Below are 23,174 nucleotides of genomic sequence, written 5' to 3' on the forward strand. Positions count from 1 at the left end.
GTGCGCAGCGATCACAAACCCTCGATTGCGGTGTTTATGAAGCACCGCGTTGATTGGTCTGCGACCGCTTCGCGCCCGGATGCAAGAAAGCGCCGTTACTTCTTGTGCTTCTTGTCGTGCTTGTCCCGCTTCTCGAACGCTGCTTGCAGTGCATCGTTAATGGTGCGCAATACCTTGACCCGGGCCCAACGCTTGTCATTGGCCTCAACCAGCGTCCAGGGTGATATTTCAGTGCTTGTGCGGTCGACCATGTCGCACACCGCCGAGCGATACAGGTCCCACTTTTCGCGATTGCGCCAGTCCTCTTCGGTGATTTTGAACCGTTTGAAAGGGATAGCTTCGCGCTCTTGAAAACGCTGCAACTGAACCTCTTTATCAATCGCCAGCCAGAACTTGACGACGATCACGCCCGCATTACTGAGCTGCTCTTCAAAATCGTTGATTTCACCGTAGGCGCGCAGCCAGTCCGCTTGCGTGCAGAAACCTTCGATGCGTTCGACCAGCACGCGCCCATACCACGAACGGTCAAATACCGTGAACTTGCCGCGGGCCGGAACTTTTCGCCAAAAACGCCAAAGGTACGGTTGCGCCCGCTCATCTTCAGTGGGCGCAGCGATCGGCACAATGCTGTATTGACGCGGGTCCAGTGCTGCGGCCACTCGCCTGATAGAGCCACCCTTGCCGGCCGCGTCATTGCCTTCAAACACCGCGACCAAAGCATGACGGCGCATACGCTTGTCGCGCATCAACCCCGACAAACGTGCCTGCTCAGTGATCAGTTGTTCTTGATAGTCGTCTTTTTCCAGGTGCTGGGTCATGTCCAGACAGTTAAGCAAACTCAGGCCATCAATGGCCTCGGTCAACGGCGCAGCACTGCTGGGGCGCGCTTTAGGTTTGGGTGTATTGAGCGCCGCTTGCAGCCCTTCGAGCAAGATTTTGCCGACTGTCAGACTGCGGTAATAAGGGTCGACACCTTCCACAATGTTCCAGGGGGCGTAGTCGCGACTGGTACGGCGAATTACACGCTCACCAAATCGTACAAAGCGGTCGTAAGTTTCTGACTGTTGCCAATCCAGCGGACTGATACGCCAGCTGTGCAGCGGGTCATCTTGGAGTGCTTTCAAGCGCGCCTTCATTTGCTTCTTGGACAGATGAAACCAAAACTTGAAAATTACCGCGCCTTCATTACAGAGCATTTTTTCCAGGCGTTCAGCACCGTTGATTGCCTGGTCCAGCACGGCATCCTTGAATACACCGTGCACCCGGCCTTGCAGCATCTGGCTGTACCAGTTGCCAAAGAACACGCCCATACGGCCTTTGGCCGGCAATTGGCGCCAATAACGCCACGCTGGAGGGTGCGCCAGTTCCTCGTCGGTTTGCGTATCAAAGGTGCGCACTTCGATCAAGCGAGGGTCCATCCACTCGCTGAGCAACTTGACCGTTTCACCCTTGCCAGCCCCTTCAATACCGTTAATCAATACGATGACTGCCGAGCGTTTCTGCTGCTGCAAATCGTATTGCGCTTCGAGCAGGGCTTCGCGCAACGCAGGCACTTCGTTGTCGTAGGTTTCTTTGTCAATGAAGTGACCGATTTCAGCGGATTCGAACATGGAAAACTCCCTGGCAAGAGTTCACAAGACTAGCGCAATGCTCTGTCATACGTTGCAACAATGAACACAAAACTGTCATAGGTCATTCGCGCGCGTACCGATCAGCTAGAATGGCCGCCTTGCCGATGTCGAGCCGCACATGACTATTGAAATGCCCAATGCCCAGCTTGACTGGGATGACCAAGGTCGCCCCCATTCGCGGGTGTTTGATGATGTCTATTTTTCGGACACCACGGGCCTTGAAGAAACGCGCTATGTCTTTATCGAACAGAACGCGCTCAAAGAGCGCTTTGCCGCCTTGCGGGCTAATGGCCAAATGGTCATTGGTGAAACAGGCTTCGGTACGGGTCTGAACTTCCTCTGCGCCTGGCAGCTGTTTGAACAAACGGCACAACCGGATGCGCGCCTGCACTTCATCAGCGTTGAAAAGTACCCGCTCACTCGCGACGATTTGCACCGCGCCCTGGCCCTGTGGCCGCAATTAAGCGATGTCAGTGAGCAGTTACTGGCTGCTTATTTCGCGATCCACCCGGGGTTTCAGACGTTAACGCTGGGCAATGGCCGGGTGACGCTGACGCTGCTGATCGGCGATGTGCTGGAACAATTGAGCCAACTGGACGCACAGGTTGACGCGTGGTTCCTGGATGGCTTCGCACCGGCAAAAAACCCGGCCATGTGGACACCCGAACTGTTCGCGCAACTGGCCAGGCTGGCGGCGCCTGACGCCACCATCAGCACCTTCACCAGTACTGGCTGGGTGCGCAGGGCGTTAAATGACGCAGGCTTCAAAATGCGTCGAACGCCCGGCATAGGCCACAAGTGGGAAATACTGCGCGGCACTTTTCTGGGCGTGCCTGAACAGGCGCTGGCCACGTCAGCTGTCAAGCCCTGGTATGCCCGCCCTCCCCAACCGACAACTGAACGCAAAGCACTGGTCATCGGCGGCGGATTATCGGGGTGCGCCAGCGCCAACAGCCTGGCCAGACGTGGCTGGCAGGTGGTTCTGCTGGAGCGCCACGAACGGTTGGCCAAAGAAGCCTCGGGCAATCCACAAGGGGTGCTGTATCTCAAGCTGTCGGCTCACGGCACCACTTTGTCGCAAATGATTGTCAGCGGTTTCGGTTATACCCGACGCTTGCTCGAACACCTGCAACGCGGCCGCGACTGGGATGACTGCGGCGTACTGCAATTAGGTTTCAACGCCAAAGAAGCACAACGCCAGGCTCAACTGGCGGGTGCGTTTGCGCCAGCCCTGGTGCACGTGCTCGACCAGCCTCAGGCCCAGGCACTGGCCGGGATAGAACTGGCGCAGGGTGGCTTGTTCTATCCAGAAGGCGGCTGGGTTCACCCGCCTGCGTTATGCCAATACCAGGCGATGCACCCCAATATTCAGGTGTTGACCCACCATGACGTGTTGCAACTGAATAATGTCGACAACCAGTGGCAAGCCTGTGATGGAGAACGGGTATTAGCCAGCGCACCGGTGGTAATTCTGGCAGGTGCCGCCGAGGTTAAACGCTTCCCCGCCAGCAGTGGTTTACCGCTCAAACGCATTCGCGGGCAAATCACTCAACTGGTGCAAACCGAACACAGTGCCGTGTTGAATACCGTCGTGTGTGCCGAAGGCTATGTCGCACCTGGCCGACTGGGTGAACACACCTTGGGCGCCAGCTTCGATTTCCATAACGATGACTTGACCACTACCCCGGCCGGACATCAGGGAAACCTCGATTTAATGCATGAAATTTCGCCGCAATTAAGCAGCCTTTTCGGCGAGCAACTTGATCCGGCACAGCTGCAAGGCTGGGCGGCGTTTCGGTGTACCAGCCCGGATTACCTGCCAATCGTCGGCCCACTGTCAGACCCTGAGGCGTTTGCGAGCACCTATGCCGTGTTACGCAAAGATGCACGGCAAGTACCTGATACCCCATGCCCTTGGTTGCACGGCTTGTATGTCAACAGTGGGCATGGTTCTCGCGGTTTGATTACCGCACCGCTGGCCGGTGAAATGCTTGCTGCCTGGATCAATAACGAGCCACTGCCAGTCCCGCGCGCAATTGCTGAAGCCTGCCACCCCAATCGCTTCGCATTGCGTGCGCTGATCAAAGGGCTGTAGTGGACGAACCTGATTCCTCGGTCTCCAACAACTCGTTCGTTTTTTGCAGGCTCCAGGCATCAACGGCGGCGTCCATTTGGTTGCGCACTTCGCTGACCCTGCGCAGATAGCGCTGACTGCCCATCTCGGGGGATTTTTTTAACAATTCACTCAGCGCCTCAAAATAAGGCTCAGTCAAAACGCTGTACTCTGCCTGGGCCCCATTGATCAAATATTGTTTCCAATACTCAAGCGTGCTGATAAACGTGTTTTGTTCAATGGTTTTCTCGGCACTTTCAACAGCTGATCGGGCTTGATTCAAATCTTCTTGGGTCACACCTGCCAGATTTTTGAACGTCATGCTGTGAGGCTGACCGGGCAGTTTGAGGACTTTGGCCAACCCAATGCGGTAGGCCAAAAGCACCTCAAGTTCGTCCGGCGCGGCCCCTCCCTGTTGCACGACCAGCTCGCAGTGTCGCTTAGCAATTTTTCTCAGTTTTTCCAGACGAAACAAACTTTTGCCCAACGAAGAGAACTCTGACAGTTGAGTTTCCTCCAGGGCTGATACCCGCGCCAACTCCATTTGAATCTCAAGGTTGCTGAAAGCCATCAACACACTGTCCGTACAACTGCGAGGAGCGGCGGCAATATTGATCAGGTCCTGACGCAAAAGTATGTTGTCATTGGCAGCCTCAATCATTTCCCAGACGCGCCGGCTCAGATCATGGCGAACGGTCTGGACGTCCGCGGTGGTGGTGAGCCGGGAGAACACATTAAACAAGTCTTCAGAAGCAGGCTCAGCTCTCAGGTTATTCCAGAGTTGTTCACGCTTGGACTGCTCAAGGCTGGTAATGCCGGTGGTCCAGAATTCAAACGCAGCAGCTTCACTGAGCAGTTCATCACTGTTAATCCCCATGGAACTTCCGCCCTGCATGATATAGCGGCCCAAACGTAGCTTGCTGGCATTTGATAACGGGTTCTTTGACAGTGTGATGTTGCGTGTGAATTTGGACGGAGCTTGATAAACCGCTTCCGGTATTTCTGCGATGCGGTTTTCTCGTAAATCAGCCGCCTCCAGCAGTGGGCGGGTAATCAGGCCCTCTGGCCATTGATCAATCCACGTACGGCGCAGGTACACCCGGCGCAAGTACCTCAATTGGCTGAGGTCCAGTTCGGCCCCTAGAAAGTTGTCGGTAAGATTGAGGATTTCCAACTTGCCCAAGGCGTTGAGGGTCTCCTGAGTGCCTGAGCTCAGCAACAAATTGTTTCTAGCCGCAGATAAGCGCCGCAGGTTGGGCATTCTTTCCAATTGAGAAGGCAAGTGACTCATTTCGTTGTTGTCCATTGCAAGAGACTCCACCCCCTTGAAGTGCTCCAGAAAATTAGCAGCGGTGTCCTTGCAATTCATATTGCTCAAGTTGAGTTCGCGGACATGACTGAAATCGGCCATGACGGGCAATGCCGGAAAACTTAACAGGCGCAGACCTTCCAGACTCAATTTGTGGCCTTCGGCAATACCGGCCAAACCAAAATGCTGAGGATCTTGGCGCCATATTCGTTCAATCAACCCTGCGGCTTGGTACCTGTTTTCCGAATAGTCAATGTAGGACGCACCGACCGGTACATCCGTCAATGGTGCATCGATCCAAATCTGCAAGCATTTGCGTAACTCTGTTCTTATACGCTTGCGTTCGCGCAAAAAGATCAACGGGTTTACACCAGTCGCTTCCAAATTTTCAAGATAATAGAGCACCTGATCCTGATTAAATTCAGGAAACAAGTTACGCACCCGTAGCTGCATGGCCGAGGACTGAACCCCTGCATCCAAGCCGCACAAGGGATAACCAATTTGGCCATCCGCCATGATGGTGGGCGGTTTAAAGCCGGGCTTAACCGGCTGCATGCCAAGCGCTTGAGCAACTTCATCACGGCTTTGAGCCGCCCGGGCAGCCAGCGCCTCATTGATATGAGCGGTCTCCGGTGAGAGACCCAGCCCCATCGCCTCACGTTCAAGCGCCGTCAATGATTGAAAGACAGCCTCAGTCAAGGACGCGGATATACCCGGTTCAAGCACCTGAACAGATCCACGCAACTGATAGCGTTGATAGCCTGCGCCTGTTTTAACCAGCACACGCGATGTCATGGCCTGAGAACTGCCGATGCGACGAATCACAGGCCCTTGCAAGGCCCCCTCTCGAACCTCCAGCACCATGCCTGTAGGCCAGCGGGGTGAGCGTGTCAGTAAATGCAGCGCCAACTTTTCAGTGTCCGCATTGCTACAACTGCGCAAATAAAACCCTTCAATGGCTCGATTCAACCTGGCCTCGCGCAGATACACCCGTGCGGCCTCTGCCAACTGAAGCGGGACTTTAGAGGTGCGTAAAACTGCTCGCTGATCGAGGTTGGCCGATTCATACAGCGCCTGGGCCAAAGGGCGCGGTAGCCCTGGAAACATGGCTTCTATAACGCTCGCCTCGGGTACAGACGACACGTTGAATAAGGCATACAACCGGTCAAACACTGCTGGGCGATTATCCCTGACAAAATTGCCCAAGGATTGAGCCAACGCTTGGGCGGGTTTGAGATCCCCCTTCAAACCATGACTTAACAGTGTCTTGCTCTCAGCACTCGACAACGCAGCCAGGACAGCATCCAACAATTTCCCTTGCTTCAGGATCGTGTCCGTCAGGTTGATATGCAAAGTCGTTGCCCACTGCGCATTGCCATACTGTGCAAGGGTCTTGCCTGACCCATCAACCACCATCAGGCCCTTACCTGAAGGCCACTCTGGCAAATAAGGCAACTGATGCAACTGCCAATCGGCCCAGCGATGAGCGTTATAGTCAGCAGTGTTCATCTGTTCGATAAACGCATCGAGGCGGCGGTCTATCTCAAAACGTTTAAGGGTTACCGCCAATAAAGGTGGTGCGGCCAGATTATCAAGGTGTACACGGCGCATCACGGCTTCGGGCGTATGGGTCAACTGCCTGACTTGCTCCAGTGCGCGCTCATCTAGGCCAGCCCTCGCATCGCTCAACCGGCCGACTAAAACCTCACTGCTTTGCCACACTAACGGTTGCTCATGGGCGTGCTGCCAAGCGCCCTTGCCGTTATGCAGTAACGCAGGCTTAAAGGCCTCGGGTCTGCGACCGTGAGTGATGCGCCACTGCCCAAGGGCCTCATCAAATTCAACCGGATAGTGCTTGCCATCCACACCAACATACTGCTTGCCAGCGACAGTGAAAAAACCCTGCTCATCAGCCGTGTGATGGTGCAAAGCTGCCTGCTCATTCACGTAGTGCTGCATGTTTGTGTCCCAAAGGCGAACCGCTCCATCATCGCGTTTGATGGGCTGCAAGCCTTCGAAGTGCGCCTTGGTCGCAGCACTCAAGCGACTGGCAACGCTCTTGAGTACGGTGGCCCCGCCTACAATGCCTGCATCGATTGCGACCTCCTTGGCAACGTTGAGCAAGTGTTCACGAGCGTGATCGACATCGCCCTGAGACCAGTCCTCAACACCCTCATAAACCTCCTTGAGCATGTCGCCAATCGCTACAGCCAGCATCAAGTCGCCCAATACGGGTACAAACAGGGCCGCCACATTGATCAATAACAAGCCCGCATTTTTGTAGAACTGCCAACGCGCTTCACGCGCCTGTTCGTCCAGCACGCCCGTCGGCACTGCCAGCATCAGGGCATCGGCAAACATGTTTTTAAGCTGCACTTGGCACAAGTAGTGATCCGCCCTCATGTTGAGAGCGGCTGTTGTGAGGCTTAAACGATCGCGTTTCTCATCCACTTTTTGCATGAAATCTGCACGCGCGCGCAGGCTGACAAAACGCGAAAAGAAATGGGCATAAGCCGGCTCTTGCAGTCGCAGCCTTAAGGTATTGGTAAAGGCCTGTAATGAACTGAACTCAAAAAACGGCGCCACCGGATCGTTCGGGATATAGACAATCAGCCGGTTATCGGGATGCAGCAGCGGCGCGTCGGACGTGAACAGCACCACCCCGTCAATCACGGTATCCAGAATGGACATTGAACTGAGCAATACGGGCTTTCCATCCAGCCCCCCCGCTGTCACGGATTCAGCCCCTGTAGCACCCGACAACTCGGCCAACACAGCCTGATAAGCGGTTTGTCCTATATTTTTTTTTAGCAGCCCAATATGCGCATCAACCTGCATGTCATAGGCTTTGAGCCGTTGCAGGTGAGTGAGCGTCGCTTGCTGCGCGGCGCTGGGTTGGGCAGTGCCTGAAGCGGGGACCCCCAAAAACTGCTGAAGATAGGTTTGATATTTTTGCCCAAGGTCCAGCTTGCGGCACAGGGCGGCAAACTGCTGGGGTTTAACCGCACTGACCTGCTCTACATGCCCGCCGTGACGAATATGACTTTGCGGATTGAAGCCACCCGGCAGTGCTTCAGCCTCAGAAAAGTTTTGCAGTGCTGCCCACAACAATGTTTTTGGCTCATCGCGCACCGTGTAATGACGCAACGAAAAAGCAAGCGTGTCGTCCACAACCAGATGAACGTGGACGACTGCCAGATAATCGCGGCGAACATCCAGCAAAGGCCCGAACTCACGCCACGTCTCAGCCGCCAGCAGCGCCCCGCAATACACTTCCACACTCTGTAGCTCACCGAACTTTTTGCCGATCAAGCCATGGTAGGAACGGCTTTGCGCCATCGATTCATTCAAGGCCGTGAGAATGCCGGGATCGGCGTCCACCAGCCACTTGGGCAGGTGACTTTGCACCATCTCCAAGGGCTCAAAGTCACTGAAAGTGGCTTCTCGGGCGTCTAAGGGTAATTTGTTCAGTGAGCGGGTCATAAGCGATCTTCTTCAAGTCAGAGCAAACAGGCCATCACGCTACCTGCGCCGTGCGGGGAAGATGCCGTACATACTTATGAGTGGACTCAAGTGACCGCCTGCGAATTTTTTTGAACGTTCGCGCAAACCAGGGACTCGTAAAAAACAGACGACTTACGGCGGCGCACTCTGACGATGTGTTAGCGCCGAAGGGATCGGGAGACAGGTCAGAGCTTTTTATCCGATCCAAAAACAGGGCCATAACGCAACAGGCCCGGCTTCAAAAGGGTTCAAGCTTTATGTGTGGATTAGCTGGCGAGATACGTTTTGATCATCAACCTGCCGACCTGGCAGCCATCGAACGCATTACCCACCACCTGGCACCCCGTGGGCCTGATGCCTGGGGCTTTCACAGTCAGGGACCGATTGCCTTGGGGCATCGCCGATTGAAAATCATGGATTTGTCGGACGGTTCGGCGCAGCCGATGGTCGACAGTCAGCTGGGGTTGTCCCTGGCATTTAATGGCGCAATCTATAACTTCCCTGAATTGCGCGCAGAACTCGAAAACCTCGGCTATGCCTTTTATTCCGATGGCGACACCGAGGTGCTGCTCAAGGGGTATCACGCCTGGGGCGAAGCGTTATTACCCAAACTCAATGGCATGTTTGCCTTTGCCATTTGGGAGCGTGATACCCAACGCCTGTTCATTGCCCGCGACCGCTTAGGGGTCAAGCCGCTCTATCTGTCGCGTACCGGCCAGCGCTTGCGCTTTGCTTCCACGCTGCCGGCATTGCTCAAAGGGGGCGATATCAGCCCTATGCTCGATCCGGTTGCTCTGAACCATTATTTGAACTTTCATGCCGTGGTACCTGCCCCGCGCACGCTGATCGCCGGTATCGAAAAACTGCCACCGGCCACCTGGTTGCGTGTCGACGCCGATGGCCATACCCAACAGAAGACTTGGTGGACGCTGCCTTATGGCCCGCAGGCCGACGAAGTAAACCTGACCCTTGAAGACTGGCGCGACCGCGTGCTGGACAGCACCCGTGAGGCGGTTGCCATTCGCCAGCGCGCCGCTGTGGATGTGGGCGTGCTGCTCTCGGGCGGGGTCGACTCCAGCTTGTTGGTGGGGCTGTTGCGCGAAGTGGGCGTGCAGGATCTGTCGACTTTTTCTATCGGTTTTGAGGACGCAGGCGGCGAGCGCGGCGACGAATTCCAGTACTCGGATTTGATCGCCAAGCATTACGACACCCGCCATCACCAACTGCGCATTGGCGAGCACGAGATTATTGAGCAACTGCCCGCTGCCTTCCGCGCCATGAGCGAGCCGATGGTCAGCCATGACTGCATTGCCTTTTACTTGCTCTCGCGTGAAGTGGCCAAGCATTGCAAAGTCGTACAAAGCGGCCAAGGCGCGGATGAACTGTTTGCCGGTTATCACTGGTACCCGCAGGTTGATGGCGCCAGCGATGCCTATAGCGCTTATCGCGAGGCATTTTTTGATCGCAGCTACGACGACTACAAAGCCACGGTGCAGCCGCAGTGGCTGACCGCCAACGATGCAGCGGGCGACTTTGTGCGTGAACATTTCGCACAACCGGGCGCGGACGCCGGAGTGGATAAGGCATTGCGTCTGGACAGCACCGTGATGCTGGTGGATGACCCGGTAAAACGTGTCGACAACATGACGATGGCGTGGGGCCTGGAAGCACGCACGCCGTTTTTGGACTATCGCCTCGCCGAACTGTCAGCGCGTATTCCGGCGCGCTTCAAACTGCCCGACGGCGGCAAGCAAGTGCTCAAGGAAGCCGCTCGCCTGGTAATCCCCAGCGAGGTGATTGATCGCAAGAAGGGTTACTTCCCGGTGCCGGGTCTCAAGCATTTGCAAGGGGACACGCTCAACTGGGTCCGCGAGCTGTTGCTCGACCCGAGCCAGGACCGGGGTGTGTTCCAACCGGCCATGCTCGATCGCCTGCTGACCAATCCGCACAGCCAACTGACGCCCCTCAATGGTTCAAAACTGTGGCAATTGGCGGCGCTGAATCTGTGGTTAAGCGAACAAGGAATCTGAGCGATGAAACCTCTCGCCACGGTCTATAGCCAACGCTTGATACGCGGTCAAGCCCCCTCTTATGAACGCTTGCAAGCGCGCCTGGCCGAAGATGGCAGCCCGCTGGATGCTCAACCTGTGGCCATTCATTGTGGCTGGGGGCGCTTGCTGATCGGGCACACCTTTCCCGATGCGGCCACTCTGGCCAATGAACTGCTCAATGAGCACACCGGCGAGCGTGACATCGCGTTGTACGTGGCCGCGCCGCAGCAGGTACTGGCCCAGGCACCCCAGCAATTGTTTCTGGACCCCTCCGACACCCTGCGCTTGTGGTTTACCGATTACCGCCCCGCCACACGGGTATTTCGCGGTTTTCGCATTCGCCGTGCGCAGAACGAAGCCGATTGGGTAGCCATCAATACGCTGTACACCGCACGTAACATGCTGCCTGTTGACCCGACTTTACTCACGCCCAGGCATCAAGGCGGGCCTGTGTACTGGATCGCCGAAGATGAAGACAGCGGCGCCGTGATTGGCAGCGTGATGGGCCTCAATCACCACACCGCTTTCCATGACCCGGAAAACGGCAGCAGCTTATGGTGCCTGGCGGTTGACCCGCATTGCACACGCCCAGGCGTGGGTGAAGTGCTGGTGCGCCATTTAGTCGAACACTTCATGAGCCGTGGCCTGAGCTACCTCGACTTGTCGGTGCTGCACGACAACCAGCAGGCGAAAAGCCTCTATCACAAGCTAGGGTTTCGCACGCTGTCGACCTTTGCCATCAAGCGTAAAAACGGCATTAACCAATTGCTGTTTCTTGGACCGGGTCCTGAAGTGGGACTGAACCCGTATGCGCGCATCCTCGTCGAAGAAGCCTACAAGCGCGGTATCGACGTGCATATCGATGACGCCAGCGCCGGACTGTTCACCCTCTCTCACGGCGGGCGGCGCATTCGCTGTCGCGAGTCACTGTGCGACTTGACCAGCGCCATCAGCATGAGTTTGTGCCAAGACAAAAGCCTGACGCACAAGGTGCTGAGCCAAGCGGGCCTGAACCTGCCCGCCCAACAATTGGCGGGTAATGCGGATGACAACCTGGCCTTTTTGGAGCAACACAGGCGCATCGTGGTCAAGCCACTGGATGGTGAACAGGGCGACGGTGTGGCGGTGGACCTGAGCACCCTAAATCAAGTGCAACAAGCCATTGAGGCTGCGCGGGCGTTTGACAGCCGGGTCTTGCTCGAAAGTTTTCATCAGGGCCACGACCTGCGCATTGTCGTGATCGGCTTTGAAGTGGTCGCCGCCGCCATCCGCCGTCCTGCACACGTGGTCGGCGATGGCCATCACAGCGTCCACCAACTCATCGAAGCACAAAGCCGTCGACGTCAAGCCGCCACCGATGGCGAAAGCCGCATCCCGATGGACACTGAAACCCTGCGCACCGTACAGGCCGCCGGGTATGAGTACGCCAGTATTCTGCCTGCGGGACACACATTGGCCGTGCGCCGAACCGCCAACCTGCACACGGGCGGCAGCCTGGAGGACGTAACCGATGTGTTGCACCCGGTGTTGGCCGACGCGGCCATCCGCGCCGCCAGGGCGCTGGATATTCCAGTGGTCGGCCTGGACCTGATGGTGCCCGCTGCCGATCAACCCGAGTATGTGTTTATCGAAGCCAACGAGCGGGCCGGTCTGGCTAACCACGAACCGCAACCCACCGCTGAGCGCTTCATCGACTTGCTCTTTCCCCACAGTCAGCCAGCGCCTTAAGCGCACTCGCTGAACGTCATCCCAAGGCACGTCGCGTGGGCACCTTTCGCGACGGGCCTCGCCTCAGGAGTTTTTATGAATCGCAACCTGCCGCAACCCGATCTCGATTACCTGCAACGGGTCTTGCTGGAAATGCTCGCCATTCCCAGTCCCACCGGCTTCACTGACACCATCGTGCGCTATGTGGCAGAACGCCTTGAAGAACTGGGCATCCCTTTCGAACTGACGCGCCGTGGCACGTTGCGTGCGACCCTTAAAGGCCAGCAAAGCAGCCCTGATCGCGCGGTTTCAGCGCATTTGGACACCATCGGCGCCAGCGTTCGGGCGATCAAGGACAACGGGCGCCTGGTGTTGGCGCCGGTAGGCTGTTGGTCCAGCCGCTTTGCAGAGGGCAGCCGCGTCAGTTTGTTTACCGATAATGGCGTGATTCGCGGCAGCGTCTTGCCGTTGATGGCTTCGGGGCATGCGTTTAATACGGGAGTGGATGAGCTGCCGATCAGTTGGGATCATATCGAGCTGCGTCTGGATGCCTACTGCGCCACGCGTGCAGACTGCGATTCGTTGGGGATCAACGTGGGGGATTTTGTGGCCTTCGATCCGCTGCCCGAATTTACCGAGAGCGGGCACATCAGCGCCCGCCACCTGGACGACAAAGCCGGTGTTGCCGCGTTGTTGGCGGCATTGAAAGCGATTGTGGAAAGTGGCGCACAGCCACAAATCGACTGTCACCCGCTGTTTACCATTACCGAAGAAACCGGCAGCGGCGCCGCAGCGGCATTGCCGTGGGATGTGAGTGAATTTGTCGGGATTGATATTGCGCCGGTCGCACCGGGCCAGCATTCCAGCGAACACGCCGTCAGTGTGGCAATGCAAGATTCGGGCGGGCCGTACGACTATCATTTGTCGCGGCATTTGTTGCGTTTGGGGGCCGAACACGAACTGCCTGTGCGACGGGACATGTTTCGTTATTACTTCAGCGATGCACACTCGGCGGTCACCGCAGGGCATGACATTCGTTGTGCCTTGTTGGCGTTTGGCTGCGACGCGACCCACGGCTATGAACGCACGCACATCGACAGCCTGGCAGCACTGAGCCGTTTGCTCGGGGCATACATGATGAGTCCGCCCGTGTTTGCCAGTGATGCACAGCCCGCGCAGGGTTCGCTGGACCGATTCAGTCACCAGCTTGAGCACGACACGCAAATGGAGAGCGACACACGCGTGCCGTCAGTGGACAGCTTGGTGGGCGATAACCGCGACTGAAACCCCGCTCCCGCGGAGCAGGTGGCGCAGGCTGCGGTCTTTTGAAGTGACAAGATCAAAAGATCGCAGTCGGTGCCAGCGCCTACAGGGCAGGTTTAAACCTGTGCTTGGGCGCCTTCAAACCACGCGAGCTTCTCACGCAGCAGGACCACTTCGCCTACGATCACCAGTGTCGGGGCATGCACTTCGTGCTCTGCCACCAGGGTCGCCAGGTTGCCCAGCGTGCCAGTGAACACTCGCTGGTTCGAGGTCGTGCCCTGTTGAATCAACGCAGCTGGCGTATCAGCAGAACGACCGTGCTGGATCAGCTGTTCACAGATGATCGGCAAACCCACCAGCCCCATGTAGAACACCAGCGTTTGCGCTGGAGCAACCAAGTCGCTCCACGGCAGATTGCTGGTGCCGTCTTTCAAGTGACCGGTGACAAAACGCACGGATTGCGCGTAATCACGGTGGGTCAAGGGAATGCCTGCATACGCCGCACACCCACTGGCCGCCGTGATGCCTGGGACAACCTGGAAGGGGATCCCATGCGCCGCCAGCTCTTCGATTTCTTCACCGCCGCGACCAAAAATAAACGGGTCGCCGCCTTTGAGCCGCACCACCCGCTTGCCTTGCTTGGCCAAATCAACCAGTTGCTGGTTGATCTGGTCTTGCGGAACGGCATGATCGGCACGACGCTTGCCCACATAAATGCGTTCTGCATCACGTCGGCACAGTTCCAGAATCGCGGGCGCTACCAAGCGGTCGTACAGCACCACATCCGCTTGCTGCATTAAACGCAAGGCACGAAAGGTCAACAGATCCGGATCACCCGGCCCGGCGCCCACGAGATAGACCTCGCCGGTGGCCTTGCTCGCTTCACCGTTGATCTTGGCCAGCAACAGGCGCTCTGCTTCGGCGCCCTGACCCGCCAGCTGGCGGTCGGCAATCGGGCCTTGAAACACCTCTTCCCAAAATGCACGGCGCTGTTGCACCTCTGGAAACAGGCCTTTGACCTGAGCTCGAAAGCGCGCCGCAAGGCCCGCCAACTGTCCGTAGGTCGAAGGGATCCAGGTTTCCAGCTTGGCGCGAATCAACCTCGCCAGCACGGGTGCATCGCCGCCACTGGAGACCGCGATCACCAGCGGTGAGCGGTCGACGATGGCCGGGAAGATCACGCTGCACAAGGCCGGTGCATCCACCACATTGACCGGCACGCAGCGCCGATGGGCATCGGCGGAGACTTGCGCATTTAGTGGCTCGTCGTCCGTGGCAGCAATGATCAGCACACACCCTTGCAGGTCGGCCTCCACATAGCCGCGCAAAACACGCTCACCACCGCTGCTGCTAATCAACTCACACAACTGCGGCTCAATGGCGGGTGCAACTACCCGCAACACCGCACCGGCATCCGCAAGCAGGCGGGATTTGCGCAAGGCAATTTCCCCGCCGCCGACCACCAGTACACGGCTGCCACGCAGGTTATGAAACAGCGGCAGAAACTCCATTTAGCCGATGACCTCAATGCCGCCCATGTAAGGCTTGAGCACGTCCGGTACACGGATCGAACCGTCCGCCTGCTGGTAGTTTTCCAGCACAGCGACCAACGTACGCCCTACTGCCAGCCCCGAACCGTTAAGCGTATGCACCAGCTCCGGCTTGCCGGTTTCCGGGTTGCGGAAGCGTGCTTGCATGCGCCGCGCCTGGAAATCACCGCAGTTGGAGCACGACGAAATCTCGCGGTACTTGTCCTGGCTCGGAATCCACACTTCCAGATCATAGGTTTTGATTGCACTGAAACCCATGTCGCCGGTGCACAGCGCCAGCGTGCGGTACGGCAGCTCAAGCAATTGCAACACTTTCTCGGCGTTAGCCACCAAGCCTTCCAGTGCGTCCATCGAGGTCGATGGCTCAACGATCTGGACCATTTCAACCTTGTCGAACTGGTGCTGGCGAATCATGCCGCGCGTGTCACGACCCGACGCGCCCGCTTCACTGCGAAAGCACGGCGTGTGCGCGACGAATTTGATCGGCAACGCTTTGTGCTCGACGATTTCGCCGGCGACGATGTTGGTCAGCGTGACTTCAGCTGTAGGGATCAGGTAGAAGTCCGCTTCGCCTTCGCGGCTGATTTTGAACAGTTCGTCTTCGAACTTGGGCAACTGGCCAGTGCCTTGCAGCGCAGGCGCCTGAACCAGATAAGGCGTGTAAGCCTCTTCGTAGCCGTGTTCGCCGGTATGCAGGTTGATCATGAATTGCGCCAAAGCGCGATGCATACGGGCAATCGGGCCGCGCAGCAAGGCAAAGCGGGCACCGGACAATTTGGCAGCGGTTTCGAAGTCCAGCCAGCCGTATTGCTCACCGAGCGCAACGTGGTCCTTGATCTCGAAATCAAACGTTTTGGGCGTGCCCCAACGACGAATCTCGACGTTACCGTCTTCGTCGGCGCCGACCGGTACCGAGGCGTCCGGCAGGTTCGGCAGGCTCAACAGGATCGAGTCCAGTTCGGTCTGGATCACGTCCAGAGCCACTTTCCCGTTGTTCAGCTCAGTGCCCATATGTTCAACACTGGCCATCAATGGCGCGATGTCTTCACCGCGCGCCTTGGCTTGACCAATGCTCTTGGAGATTGCATTACGCTCGGCCTGGAGCTTCTCGGTCAGGGTCTGGACTTCTTTGCGCTGGGCTTCGAGCGCGTCGATGCGCGCCACGTCCAGCGTGAAGCCTCGGGATGCCAGGCGATCCGCTACGTCCTGAAGGTTGCTACGTAACAGTTTGGAATCGAGCATGTCGGTTTCTCGTTTATCAAAGTTTGGTCAGGGACAGGCCAGCCCAGGTTGCGAGCAGCCCGCCGAATACGCTGAGGGCCGCATAGCCCAGTGCCAGTAGCACTTGCCCGCTTTCGAGCAGGCGCACCGTATCCAGTGAAAAGGATGAAAAAGTGGTCAAGCCACCCAGGAACCCCACCATCAGTCCGGCACGGACTTCAATCGGTACTTCCGGGCGGATCAAAAAAAGTCCGTAAAGGATGCCAATCAGCAGGCAGCCCACGATATTAACGGCCAACGTCGCCGTATAGAAGTGCCGCGGCCAATTGGCGTTGATCCAGTTACCGCTAGCAAAGCGTATCAAGGTGCCCGCGACACCGCCGACAGCCACGGCTGCAATCAAAGGAATCACGGTTTTCTCCGCTGTACAGGGCTGATGCGATCCAGGGCCGCAAGGTGTTTAAGCTTCTCGCCGATTTTAAGCTCCAGGCCACGCGGCACCGGCTGATACAGCGCCAAAGGCTGCAACTCATCCGGGAAGTAGTCTTCGCCTGCGGCGTAGGCATCCGGCTCGTCATGGGCGTAACGGTACTCATCGCCGTAGCCGAGTTGCTTCATCAGCTTGGTCGGTGCGTTGCGTAAATGCAGCGGCACTTCAAGCGAGCCATATTCAGAGGCACTGCGCAAAGCAGCTTTGAAGGCCATGTACACTGCATTGCTTTTGGGCGCGCAGGCCAGATAAGTGATGGCCTGTGCAACAGCCAACTCCCCTTCCGGGCTGCCCAGACGCTCTTGCACGTCCCAGGCAGACAAGCACAGGCTCAGGGCACGCGGGTCTGCGTTACCGATGTCTTCGCTGGCCATGCGCACCACGCGTCGTGCGATATACAGCGGGTCGCAACCGCCATCGATCATGCGTGCAAACCAGTACAGGGCGCCGTCGGGGTTGGAGCCGCGTACCGATTTGTGCAATGCCGAAATCTGGTCATAGAAGGCTTCGCCGCCCTTGTCAAAACGCCGCTGCGTATCACCCAGCAGGCTTTGCAACAGGTCAGTACCGATTTCGCTGTTGTCTTCGGCAAGATCGGCGGCGTTTTCCAGCAGGTTGAGCAAGCGCCGGCCGTCGCCGTCGGCTGCGCGCAGCAAAATATGAAAACCCTCATCGCTGAGGGTCAAGCTACGCTTGCCCAAGCCTTTTTCTTCAGTCAGCGCGCGCTGTACCAGTTTGAGCAAGGCGGCTTCATCGAGGCTCTTGAGCACGTAGACCCGCGCCCGAGACAACAGGGCGTTGTTCAACTCAAAGGAGGGATTTTCAGTGGTCGCGCCAATGAAGATCAGCGTGCCATCTTCGACATAAGGCAAGAATGCATCCTGCTGCGACTTGTTGAAGCGATGCACTTCGTCAACAAACAGGATGGTACGACGACCATATTGCCCCGCCTGCTGCTTGGCGATTTCGACCGCCTGGCGGATTTCTTTCACGCCCGCCAGCACGGCAGAAACGGTTTCAAAATGCGCATCCGAGACTTCTGCCAGTAACCGCGCCAAGGTGGTTTTACCCACGCCCGGCGGGCCCCAGAAGATCATTGAGTGCAGCGCACCCTGCTCCAATGCTTCACGCAGGGGCTTGCCCCGCGCCAGCAGGTGTTGCTGGCCGACGTACTCATCCAGGTTGGCGGCCCGCAAACGGGCGGCCAGCGGCTGAGCAATCGGCGCACTTCGAAACAGGTCCATCACTACTTGAACAACCTCACTGGGGTCTGACGATGAGCTGTATCTGTACGGGAGCCGGGGTTATTCCTGGATAACATCAGCGCCTTTAGGCACGTCGAACTTGAATTTGCTCGCAGGGATATCCTCATTCACCTTTACCCCGTTAAACAGGATGTTGGTGCGCTGGCCCACGCTGTCGATCAACTGCATTTCGTTGATCTTGCCATTGCGAAAAGACAAGCGCAGCGAATCGAACAGGGTGTCTTTGGTCTTGGGCTTAAGGATGAAATCCATCACTTCGCCCTGCTCTTTGGAGGTGACGTCATAACTCTGTTCAATTTTCGATACATCGCCCGACAGCAGCAATGCCGGGGTCTGGGTCAGCCGCTGATCCAGCTTTTTGATCGTCGCCTGTTCCAGATCAGGGTCCCAGAGAGTGACCTTCTGGCCATCGGAAATCATGGTTTGTTCATTCGGCGCATCGGTGTGCCAGTAAAACAGGCCCGGACGCTTGACCGACATTTCGCCTGCCGTTTCTTGCAATTGGGTTCCGCTGCCATCCAGCGTCAATTGGGAGAAGCGCGCAGTGATGGTATTGGACTGACCCAGCAGTTGACCCAAGCGCTTTACATCCGCAGGGCCGGCATGGGCCGCAAGCGAAGACAAAGCCAATACCGGTAGCAACAGCATGCTGATAAAACGCATGAAAATCCTCTTTGATTAGGTAAGCCCAGTTCGCGGACACGCCGCGAGCCGATCAATCGCGTATGGGAGCTGGCGCCAGTACTTCGCGCGAGCCATTGGTGTTCATTGAGGTTACGACCCCGGCCATCTCCATGGATTCAATCATGCGAGCAGCCCGGTTGTAGCCGATTTTCAATTTGCGTTGCACCGCAGAGATCGACGCGCGACGGCTTTCCAGCACAAACTGCACCGCTTCGTCGTACAGCGCATCGGTTTCTGCATCGTCTCCCCCCTCACCGCTGCCGCCTTCGAAACCGCTGCCGGCCTCTTCAACACCGTTAAGGATGTCATCGTTGTAATCCGGGCTGCCGCGCAGTTTCCAGGCTTCTACCACGCGGTGCACTTCTTCATCGGATACAAAGGCGCCATGCACACGAATCGGCAGGCTGGTGCCGGGCGGCATGTAGAGCATGTCACCGTGGCCCAGCAATTGCTCGGCGCCGCCTTGATCGATGATGGTGCGTGAGTCGATCTTGCTCGACACCTGAAACGCCATGCGCGTCGGGATGTTGGCTTTGATCAGGCCCGTGATCACATCCACCGAAGGACGCTGGGTCGCGAGAATCAAGTGGATGCCCGCCGCACGGGCCTTCTGCGCGATACGCGCGATCAGCTCTTCAACCTTTTTGCCGACGATCATCATCATGTCGGCAAATTCGTCGACCACCACCACGATGGTCGGCAACTTGGTGAGCAGCGGTGCTTCGTCGTGAATGCTTTCGCGCTTGTACAGCGGGTCGGTCAACGGCTCGCCTGCCGCTTCGGCGTCTTTGATCTTCTGATTGAAGCCCGCGAGGTTTCGCACGCCCATCTTGGCCATCAACTTGTAGCGGCGCTCCATCTCCGCCACGCTCCAACGCAGGGCGTTGGCTGCATCTTTCATGTCGGTCACGACCGGGCACAGCAAATGCGGAATGCCTTCGTAGATCGACAGCTCAAGCATTTTGGGGTCGATCATGATCAGCTTGGCGTCTTCTGGGCCAGACTTGAACAAGATCGACAGGATCATGGCGTTCACACCCACCGACTTACCGGAACCGGTCGTACCGGCTACCAGCAAGTGAGGCATTTTTGCCAGATCGGTAATCACCGGTTTGCCACCGATGTCATGCCCCAGCGCCAACGTGACAGGTGACTTGGCATTGTCAAACTCAGGGGTCGAGAGCACTTCACTGAACCGCACGATTTGGCGGTCCTCGTTGGGAATCTCGATACCGACCGTGGTTTTACCGGGAATGACTTCAACCACACGCACACTGGTCACCGCCAGTGATCGGGCAAGGTCTTTGGCCAGGTTGGCGATGCGGCTGACCTTGACCCCGGCAGCCGGCTGGATCTCATAGCGGGTGATTACAGGGCCGGGATGGATCGAATCCACGGCCACCTCAACCCCGAATTCTTTAAGCTTGATCTCAAGCAAGTGCCCCACCGCTGCGAGCGACTCGGGGGAATAGTTGAGTTGTTTCTTTTCGGCCGGGTCGAGGATCGAGATCGGTGGCAACGTGCCCTCGACCGCGCTGTCGACAAACAACGGCGCCTGTTTTTCTTTCTGTACGCGCTTGCTAGGCTCCGGCGCTTTGGCCGGTGCAGGGGCAATCACGGCCGGCACGTGCTTCTCGCGCTCAGACATGTGCTTGCTTAGCGCCTGTTCGCGCTCGATCAAACGCTCTTTGGCCTTGGCCTGTTCGCGCTTGTCGGACACGCTGGGCGCCACCACTTCGCTCACGCGGGTATCGACCTCACGCAGTTGTGCGACCATCTGTTTACGTTCGGCACGGTCCGACCACCAGCGATTGGCGGCCCCCTGGATCAGTTCAAACAGATCAAGGGTGATTTTGCCGGTGACATCCATCACCTTGAACCATGACAGGTCGGTAAATACCGTCAGGCCAAACAGGAACAAAGCAATCAGCAGCAATGTGCTGCCCTGCACGTTCAGCGCGTTTCTGGCAAGATCGCCCAGGCTTTCGCCCAATGCCCCACCTGCACCCGCTGGCAAGCCCGCAGCCGAGTGGAAATGAATATGCGCCAGCGCGGCCCCCGAGAGCACCAGAAAAACCAGGCCAATCAAACGCCACGAAAACAACCAGCCGCTCCACTGCCAGGGCTGGTGCCGTTCGCGAAAAATCTGATACGCCTTGACCGCCAGCAGCAACGGGAAAATATACGCAAAGTAACCGAGCACCATGAACAGGATGTCAGCGCTGTACGAGCCAGCGGGCCCACCGAAGTTCTGCACATCGACCACGCGGCTGTTATGACTCCAGCCGGGATCGTCCTTGCCATACGTGAGCAAGGCCATCATCAGAAACAGGCATAAGGCGCCAATAGCGATCAATGCACCTTCCTTGAGCCGGTAGTGCAATTGCTGACGCCAGAGAGGAACATCTTTAGGTGCTGCTGTGGATTTCTTCAAAACGCGTGTTTTCCTGCGCCTGTGGCGCGCCCTACTATTGATTGACTGCAAAATACTGCTCACAGAGAGCAGGTGACAAGTTCAGACATGAAACTGGACTAGCCTTGCACACAGCCTTGTACTATTACGTCTTTTTCATGACCAGCCCGCCATGAAAAACATTGAACACTGTGCAGCTTAGAACAGCTCAAACAGGCGGGCCATTGTACGGGTTTAGGCCGCTGATGCCATGCTGGCACAGGACGTAACAGAAATTGTCATGTACAAGGCTGCCAAGCGCCAATTTGAGCATGCATTACCTTTTGTGACAAAGACTTATACCACCCTCAAAACAGAGCTTGCATTTCACCGGCAGATCGACTGAGACCGCACGTGTGCGAGAGAGTTGCAACCCCCCTCCCCTCCTTCTGTAAGACTGATTGCCATGCTGACCTGGTTAAAACGCGACACGTTAACGTTTCCACCCCTGAGCAAAGCCATGCGCGAACCCAATGGCTTGCTGGCGGCAGGCGGCGACCTGTCGGCCGACCGGTTGATCCAGGCCTATCGCCACGGCTGCTTCCCATGGTTTAGCGAAGGCCAGCCCATCCTCTGGTGGTCGCCAGACCCGCGCACCGTATTGTTTCCCGAGGAGCTGCACGTATCGCGCAGTCTGGGCAAGCTGTTGCGCCAGCAGCGCTACCAGGTAACGCTTGATCGCGATTTCAGCGCCGTCATCAGCGCTTGCGCCGCGCCGCGCCCGTATGCAGACGGGACCTGGATCACGGACGACATGCAGCAGGCTTACATTGAGCTTCACGCCCGCGGGCACGCCCATTCGGTTGAAGTGTGGGACAACAACGAACTGGTCGGCGGCCTGTATGGCCTGGCGATGGGCCAACTATTTTTTGGCGAATCCATGTTCAGCCGCGCTGACAACGCATCAAAGGTCGGCTTTGCCACTCTGGTCAGACAGCTTCAGGCATGGGGCTTTGTCCTGATTGATTGCCAGATGCCCACCGAGCACCTTCAAAGCTTGGGCGCTCGCTCGATACCTCGCGAACAATTCGCCGACTTCCTGCATAAACACCTCGACCAGCCTACAACCGCACAGTGGGTTTTGTAGGCGAGTTTTACGAGCTGGCTTACACTTAATTCAATGTTTTCCCGAGGGCCGATCATGACCGAGCTGGCGCGCTTAAAGTTTTATGCCACTCAACCTCACGCTTGCAGCTACCTGCCCGACGAACAAGCCACCACGCTGTTCCTCGACCCTAGCCAGCCAATGGACGTGCAGGTGTATGCCGACTTGTCCGAAATGGGCTTCAGGCGCAGTGGCGACCACCTGTATCGTCCGCACTGCCTCAAATGCGACGCGTGTACCCCTGCGCGCATACCCGTTGCCCTGTTCACCCCCAATCGTCAGCAAAAACGCATTTTCAAGCGCAATGCCGACTTACATGTGCACGTGGCCAAGCCGGGGTTCAGCGAAGAACATTTCGACCTGTATCAGCGCTACATCGAACAGCGTCATGCCGATGGCGACATGTATCCGCCGAGCCGCGATCAGTTTTCGACCTTTTTGGTGCGCGACCTGCCGTTTTCCAGGTTTTATGAGTTTCGACTGGACGGACGGTTGCTGGCAGTGGCGGTGACTGACGTGCTGCCCAATGGTTTGTCAGCGGTCTATACCTTTTACGAACCCGCTGAAGAGCGCCGCAGCCTGGGCCGCTACGCCATCCTGTGGCAAATAGACGAAGCCCGGCGCTTGGGACTGGAGGCCGTGTACCTGGGTTACTGGATCAAAAACTGCAAAAAAATGAATTACAAGACCGAATACAGGCCCATTGATCTGCTGATTAATCAAAGATGGAGCACTCTTTACTAACCCCCCCTTGGCTTGAACCCCATTTTTCGGGCACAATGCACGCCGCTTTTGCCTGGCGCAGTTGCACCGGGCCATTCACTGGACA

Annotated in this window: 14 protein-coding genes; 6 read left to right on the forward strand and 8 right to left on the reverse strand. The window is 57.2% G+C overall.

The window, feature by feature from the left end:
• Nucleotides 1-95: 95 nt before the first annotated feature.
• The gene (gene pap, locus GYN01_RS02145; RefSeq protein WP_203306532.1) at nt 96-1,610 is read right to left on the reverse strand and encodes a polyphosphate:AMP phosphotransferase; all 1,515 of its coding nucleotides are present in this window, start codon (nt 1,608-1,610) and stop codon (nt 96-98) included.
• Nucleotides 1,611-1,749: 139 nt separating this feature from the next.
• On the opposite strand from pap, the gene mnmC reads away from it, so the two are divergent.
• On the forward strand, nt 1,750-3,726 hold the full coding sequence (mnmC, locus tag GYN01_RS02150; RefSeq protein ID WP_048399067.1) for a bifunctional tRNA (5-methylaminomethyl-2-thiouridine)(34)-methyltransferase MnmC2/FAD-dependent 5-carboxymethylaminomethyl-2-thiouridine(34) oxidoreductase MnmC1: 1,977 nt from the start codon (nt 1,750-1,752) through the stop codon (nt 3,724-3,726).
• Here mnmC and GYN01_RS02155 read toward each other — a convergent pair.
• Nucleotides 3,713-8,536 (reverse strand): NEL-type E3 ubiquitin ligase domain-containing protein, encoded by a 4,824-nt coding sequence (locus tag GYN01_RS02155; RefSeq protein WP_203306533.1) that lies wholly within the window; start codon nt 8,534-8,536, stop codon nt 3,713-3,715. The genes mnmC and GYN01_RS02155 overlap by 14 nt on opposite strands.
• 278 nt (nt 8,537-8,814) lie before the next feature.
• Between GYN01_RS02155 and GYN01_RS02160 the strand changes: the two genes are divergently transcribed.
• The 3 genes from GYN01_RS02160 to GYN01_RS02170 all read left to right on the forward strand — a co-directional run bounded on the left by GYN01_RS02160 (nt 8,815) and on the right by GYN01_RS02170 (nt 13,599).
• Nucleotides 8,815-10,587 carry an N-acetylglutaminylglutamine amidotransferase gene (locus GYN01_RS02160; RefSeq protein ID WP_048398941.1) on the forward strand — a complete coding sequence of 591 codons (1,773 nt, stop codon included), beginning with the start codon at nt 8,815-8,817 and terminating at the stop codon, nt 10,585-10,587.
• A 3-nt stretch (nt 10,588-10,590) separates the two neighbouring features.
• The gene (gene ngg, locus GYN01_RS02165; RefSeq protein ID WP_203306534.1) at nt 10,591-12,336 is read left to right on the forward strand and encodes an N-acetylglutaminylglutamine synthetase; all 1,746 of its coding nucleotides are present in this window, start codon (nt 10,591-10,593) and stop codon (nt 12,334-12,336) included.
• A 75-nt stretch (nt 12,337-12,411) separates the two neighbouring features.
• Nucleotides 12,412-13,599 (forward strand): osmoprotectant NAGGN system M42 family peptidase, encoded by a 1,188-nt coding sequence (locus GYN01_RS02170; protein WP_048365316.1) that lies wholly within the window; start codon nt 12,412-12,414, stop codon nt 13,597-13,599.
• 95 nt (nt 13,600-13,694) lie between these two features.
• Here GYN01_RS02170 and cysG read toward each other — a convergent pair whose 3' ends face one another.
• From cysG to GYN01_RS02200, 6 genes are read right to left on the reverse strand one after another with little or no spacing between them, the layout of a single operon-like run.
• Nucleotides 13,695-15,089, reverse strand: coding sequence for a siroheme synthase CysG (gene cysG / locus GYN01_RS02175; protein ID WP_048365315.1), 1,395 nt, complete (start codon nt 15,087-15,089; stop codon nt 13,695-13,697).
• Nucleotides 15,090-16,370: a serine--tRNA ligase gene (gene serS, locus GYN01_RS02180; RefSeq protein WP_203306535.1), complete on the reverse strand. Its 1,281-nt coding sequence runs from the start codon at nt 16,368-16,370 to the stop codon at nt 15,090-15,092.
• Nucleotides 16,371-16,386: 16 nt separating this feature from the next.
• A complete protein-coding gene (gene crcB, locus GYN01_RS02185; protein ID WP_048365313.1) occupies nt 16,387-16,761 on the reverse strand; it encodes a fluoride efflux transporter CrcB in 375 nt (124 codons plus the stop codon).
• Nucleotides 16,758-18,083 (reverse strand): replication-associated recombination protein A, encoded by a 1,326-nt coding sequence (locus GYN01_RS02190; RefSeq protein ID WP_203306536.1) that lies wholly within the window; start codon nt 18,081-18,083, stop codon nt 16,758-16,760. The genes crcB and GYN01_RS02190 overlap by 4 nt, the downstream gene beginning before the upstream one ends.
• Before the next feature lie 60 nt (nt 18,084-18,143).
• Entirely contained in the window at nt 18,144-18,767 is a 624-nt protein-coding gene (gene lolA, locus GYN01_RS02195) for an outer membrane lipoprotein periplasmic chaperone LolA (protein ID WP_203306537.1), read from the reverse strand.
• A 52-nt stretch (nt 18,768-18,819) separates the two neighbouring features.
• Nucleotides 18,820-21,222: a DNA translocase FtsK gene (locus GYN01_RS02200; RefSeq protein ID WP_082149308.1), complete on the reverse strand. Its 2,403-nt coding sequence runs from the start codon at nt 21,220-21,222 to the stop codon at nt 18,820-18,822.
• Between the two features lie 424 nt (nt 21,223-21,646).
• Here GYN01_RS02200 and aat point away from each other — a divergent pair, with 424 nt between their 5' ends.
• Both aat and GYN01_RS02210 read left to right on the forward strand, forming a co-directional pair.
• On the forward strand, nt 21,647-22,327 hold the full coding sequence (aat, locus tag GYN01_RS02205) for a leucyl/phenylalanyl-tRNA--protein transferase (RefSeq protein ID WP_048398931.1): 681 nt from the start codon (nt 21,647-21,649) through the stop codon (nt 22,325-22,327).
• Between the two features lie 54 nt (nt 22,328-22,381).
• On the forward strand, nt 22,382-23,089 hold the full coding sequence (locus GYN01_RS02210) for an arginyltransferase (RefSeq protein WP_048365308.1): 708 nt from the start codon (nt 22,382-22,384) through the stop codon (nt 23,087-23,089).
• The last annotated feature ends 85 nt before the right edge of the window (nt 23,090-23,174 follow it).

The sequence above is a fragment of the Pseudomonas weihenstephanensis genome (assembly GCF_016812185.1).
GTDB classification, from domain to species: domain Bacteria; phylum Pseudomonadota; class Gammaproteobacteria; order Pseudomonadales; family Pseudomonadaceae; genus Aquipseudomonas; species Aquipseudomonas weihenstephanensis.

What these genes read in the sequence shown, in the direction of transcription:
- pap (WP_203306532.1), bottom strand. Translation starts at nt 1,610, where the DNA reads ATGTTCGAATCCGCTGAAATCGGTCACTTCATTGACAAAGAAACCTAC.
- mnmC (WP_048399067.1), top strand. Translation starts at nt 1,750, where the DNA reads ATGACTATTGAAATGCCCAATGCCCAGCTTGACTGGGATGACCAAGGT.
- GYN01_RS02155 (WP_203306533.1), bottom strand. Translation starts at nt 8,536, where the DNA reads ATGACCCGCTCACTGAACAAATTACCCTTAGACGCCCGAGAAGCCACT.
- GYN01_RS02160 (WP_048398941.1), top strand. Translation starts at nt 8,815, where the DNA reads ATGTGTGGATTAGCTGGCGAGATACGTTTTGATCATCAACCTGCCGAC.
- ngg (WP_203306534.1), top strand. Translation starts at nt 10,591, where the DNA reads ATGAAACCTCTCGCCACGGTCTATAGCCAACGCTTGATACGCGGTCAA.
- GYN01_RS02170 (WP_048365316.1), top strand. Translation starts at nt 12,412, where the DNA reads ATGAATCGCAACCTGCCGCAACCCGATCTCGATTACCTGCAACGGGTC.
- cysG (WP_048365315.1), bottom strand. Translation starts at nt 15,089, where the DNA reads ATGGAGTTTCTGCCGCTGTTTCATAACCTGCGTGGCAGCCGTGTACTG.
- serS (WP_203306535.1), bottom strand. Translation starts at nt 16,370, where the DNA reads ATGCTCGATTCCAAACTGTTACGTAGCAACCTTCAGGACGTAGCGGAT.
- GYN01_RS02190 (WP_203306536.1), bottom strand. Translation starts at nt 18,083, where the DNA reads ATGGACCTGTTTCGAAGTGCGCCGATTGCTCAGCCGCTGGCCGCCCGT.
- lolA (WP_203306537.1), bottom strand. Translation starts at nt 18,767, where the DNA reads ATGCGTTTTATCAGCATGCTGTTGCTACCGGTATTGGCTTTGTCTTCG.
- aat (WP_048398931.1), top strand. Translation starts at nt 21,647, where the DNA reads ATGCTGACCTGGTTAAAACGCGACACGTTAACGTTTCCACCCCTGAGC.
- GYN01_RS02210 (WP_048365308.1), top strand. Translation starts at nt 22,382, where the DNA reads ATGACCGAGCTGGCGCGCTTAAAGTTTTATGCCACTCAACCTCACGCT.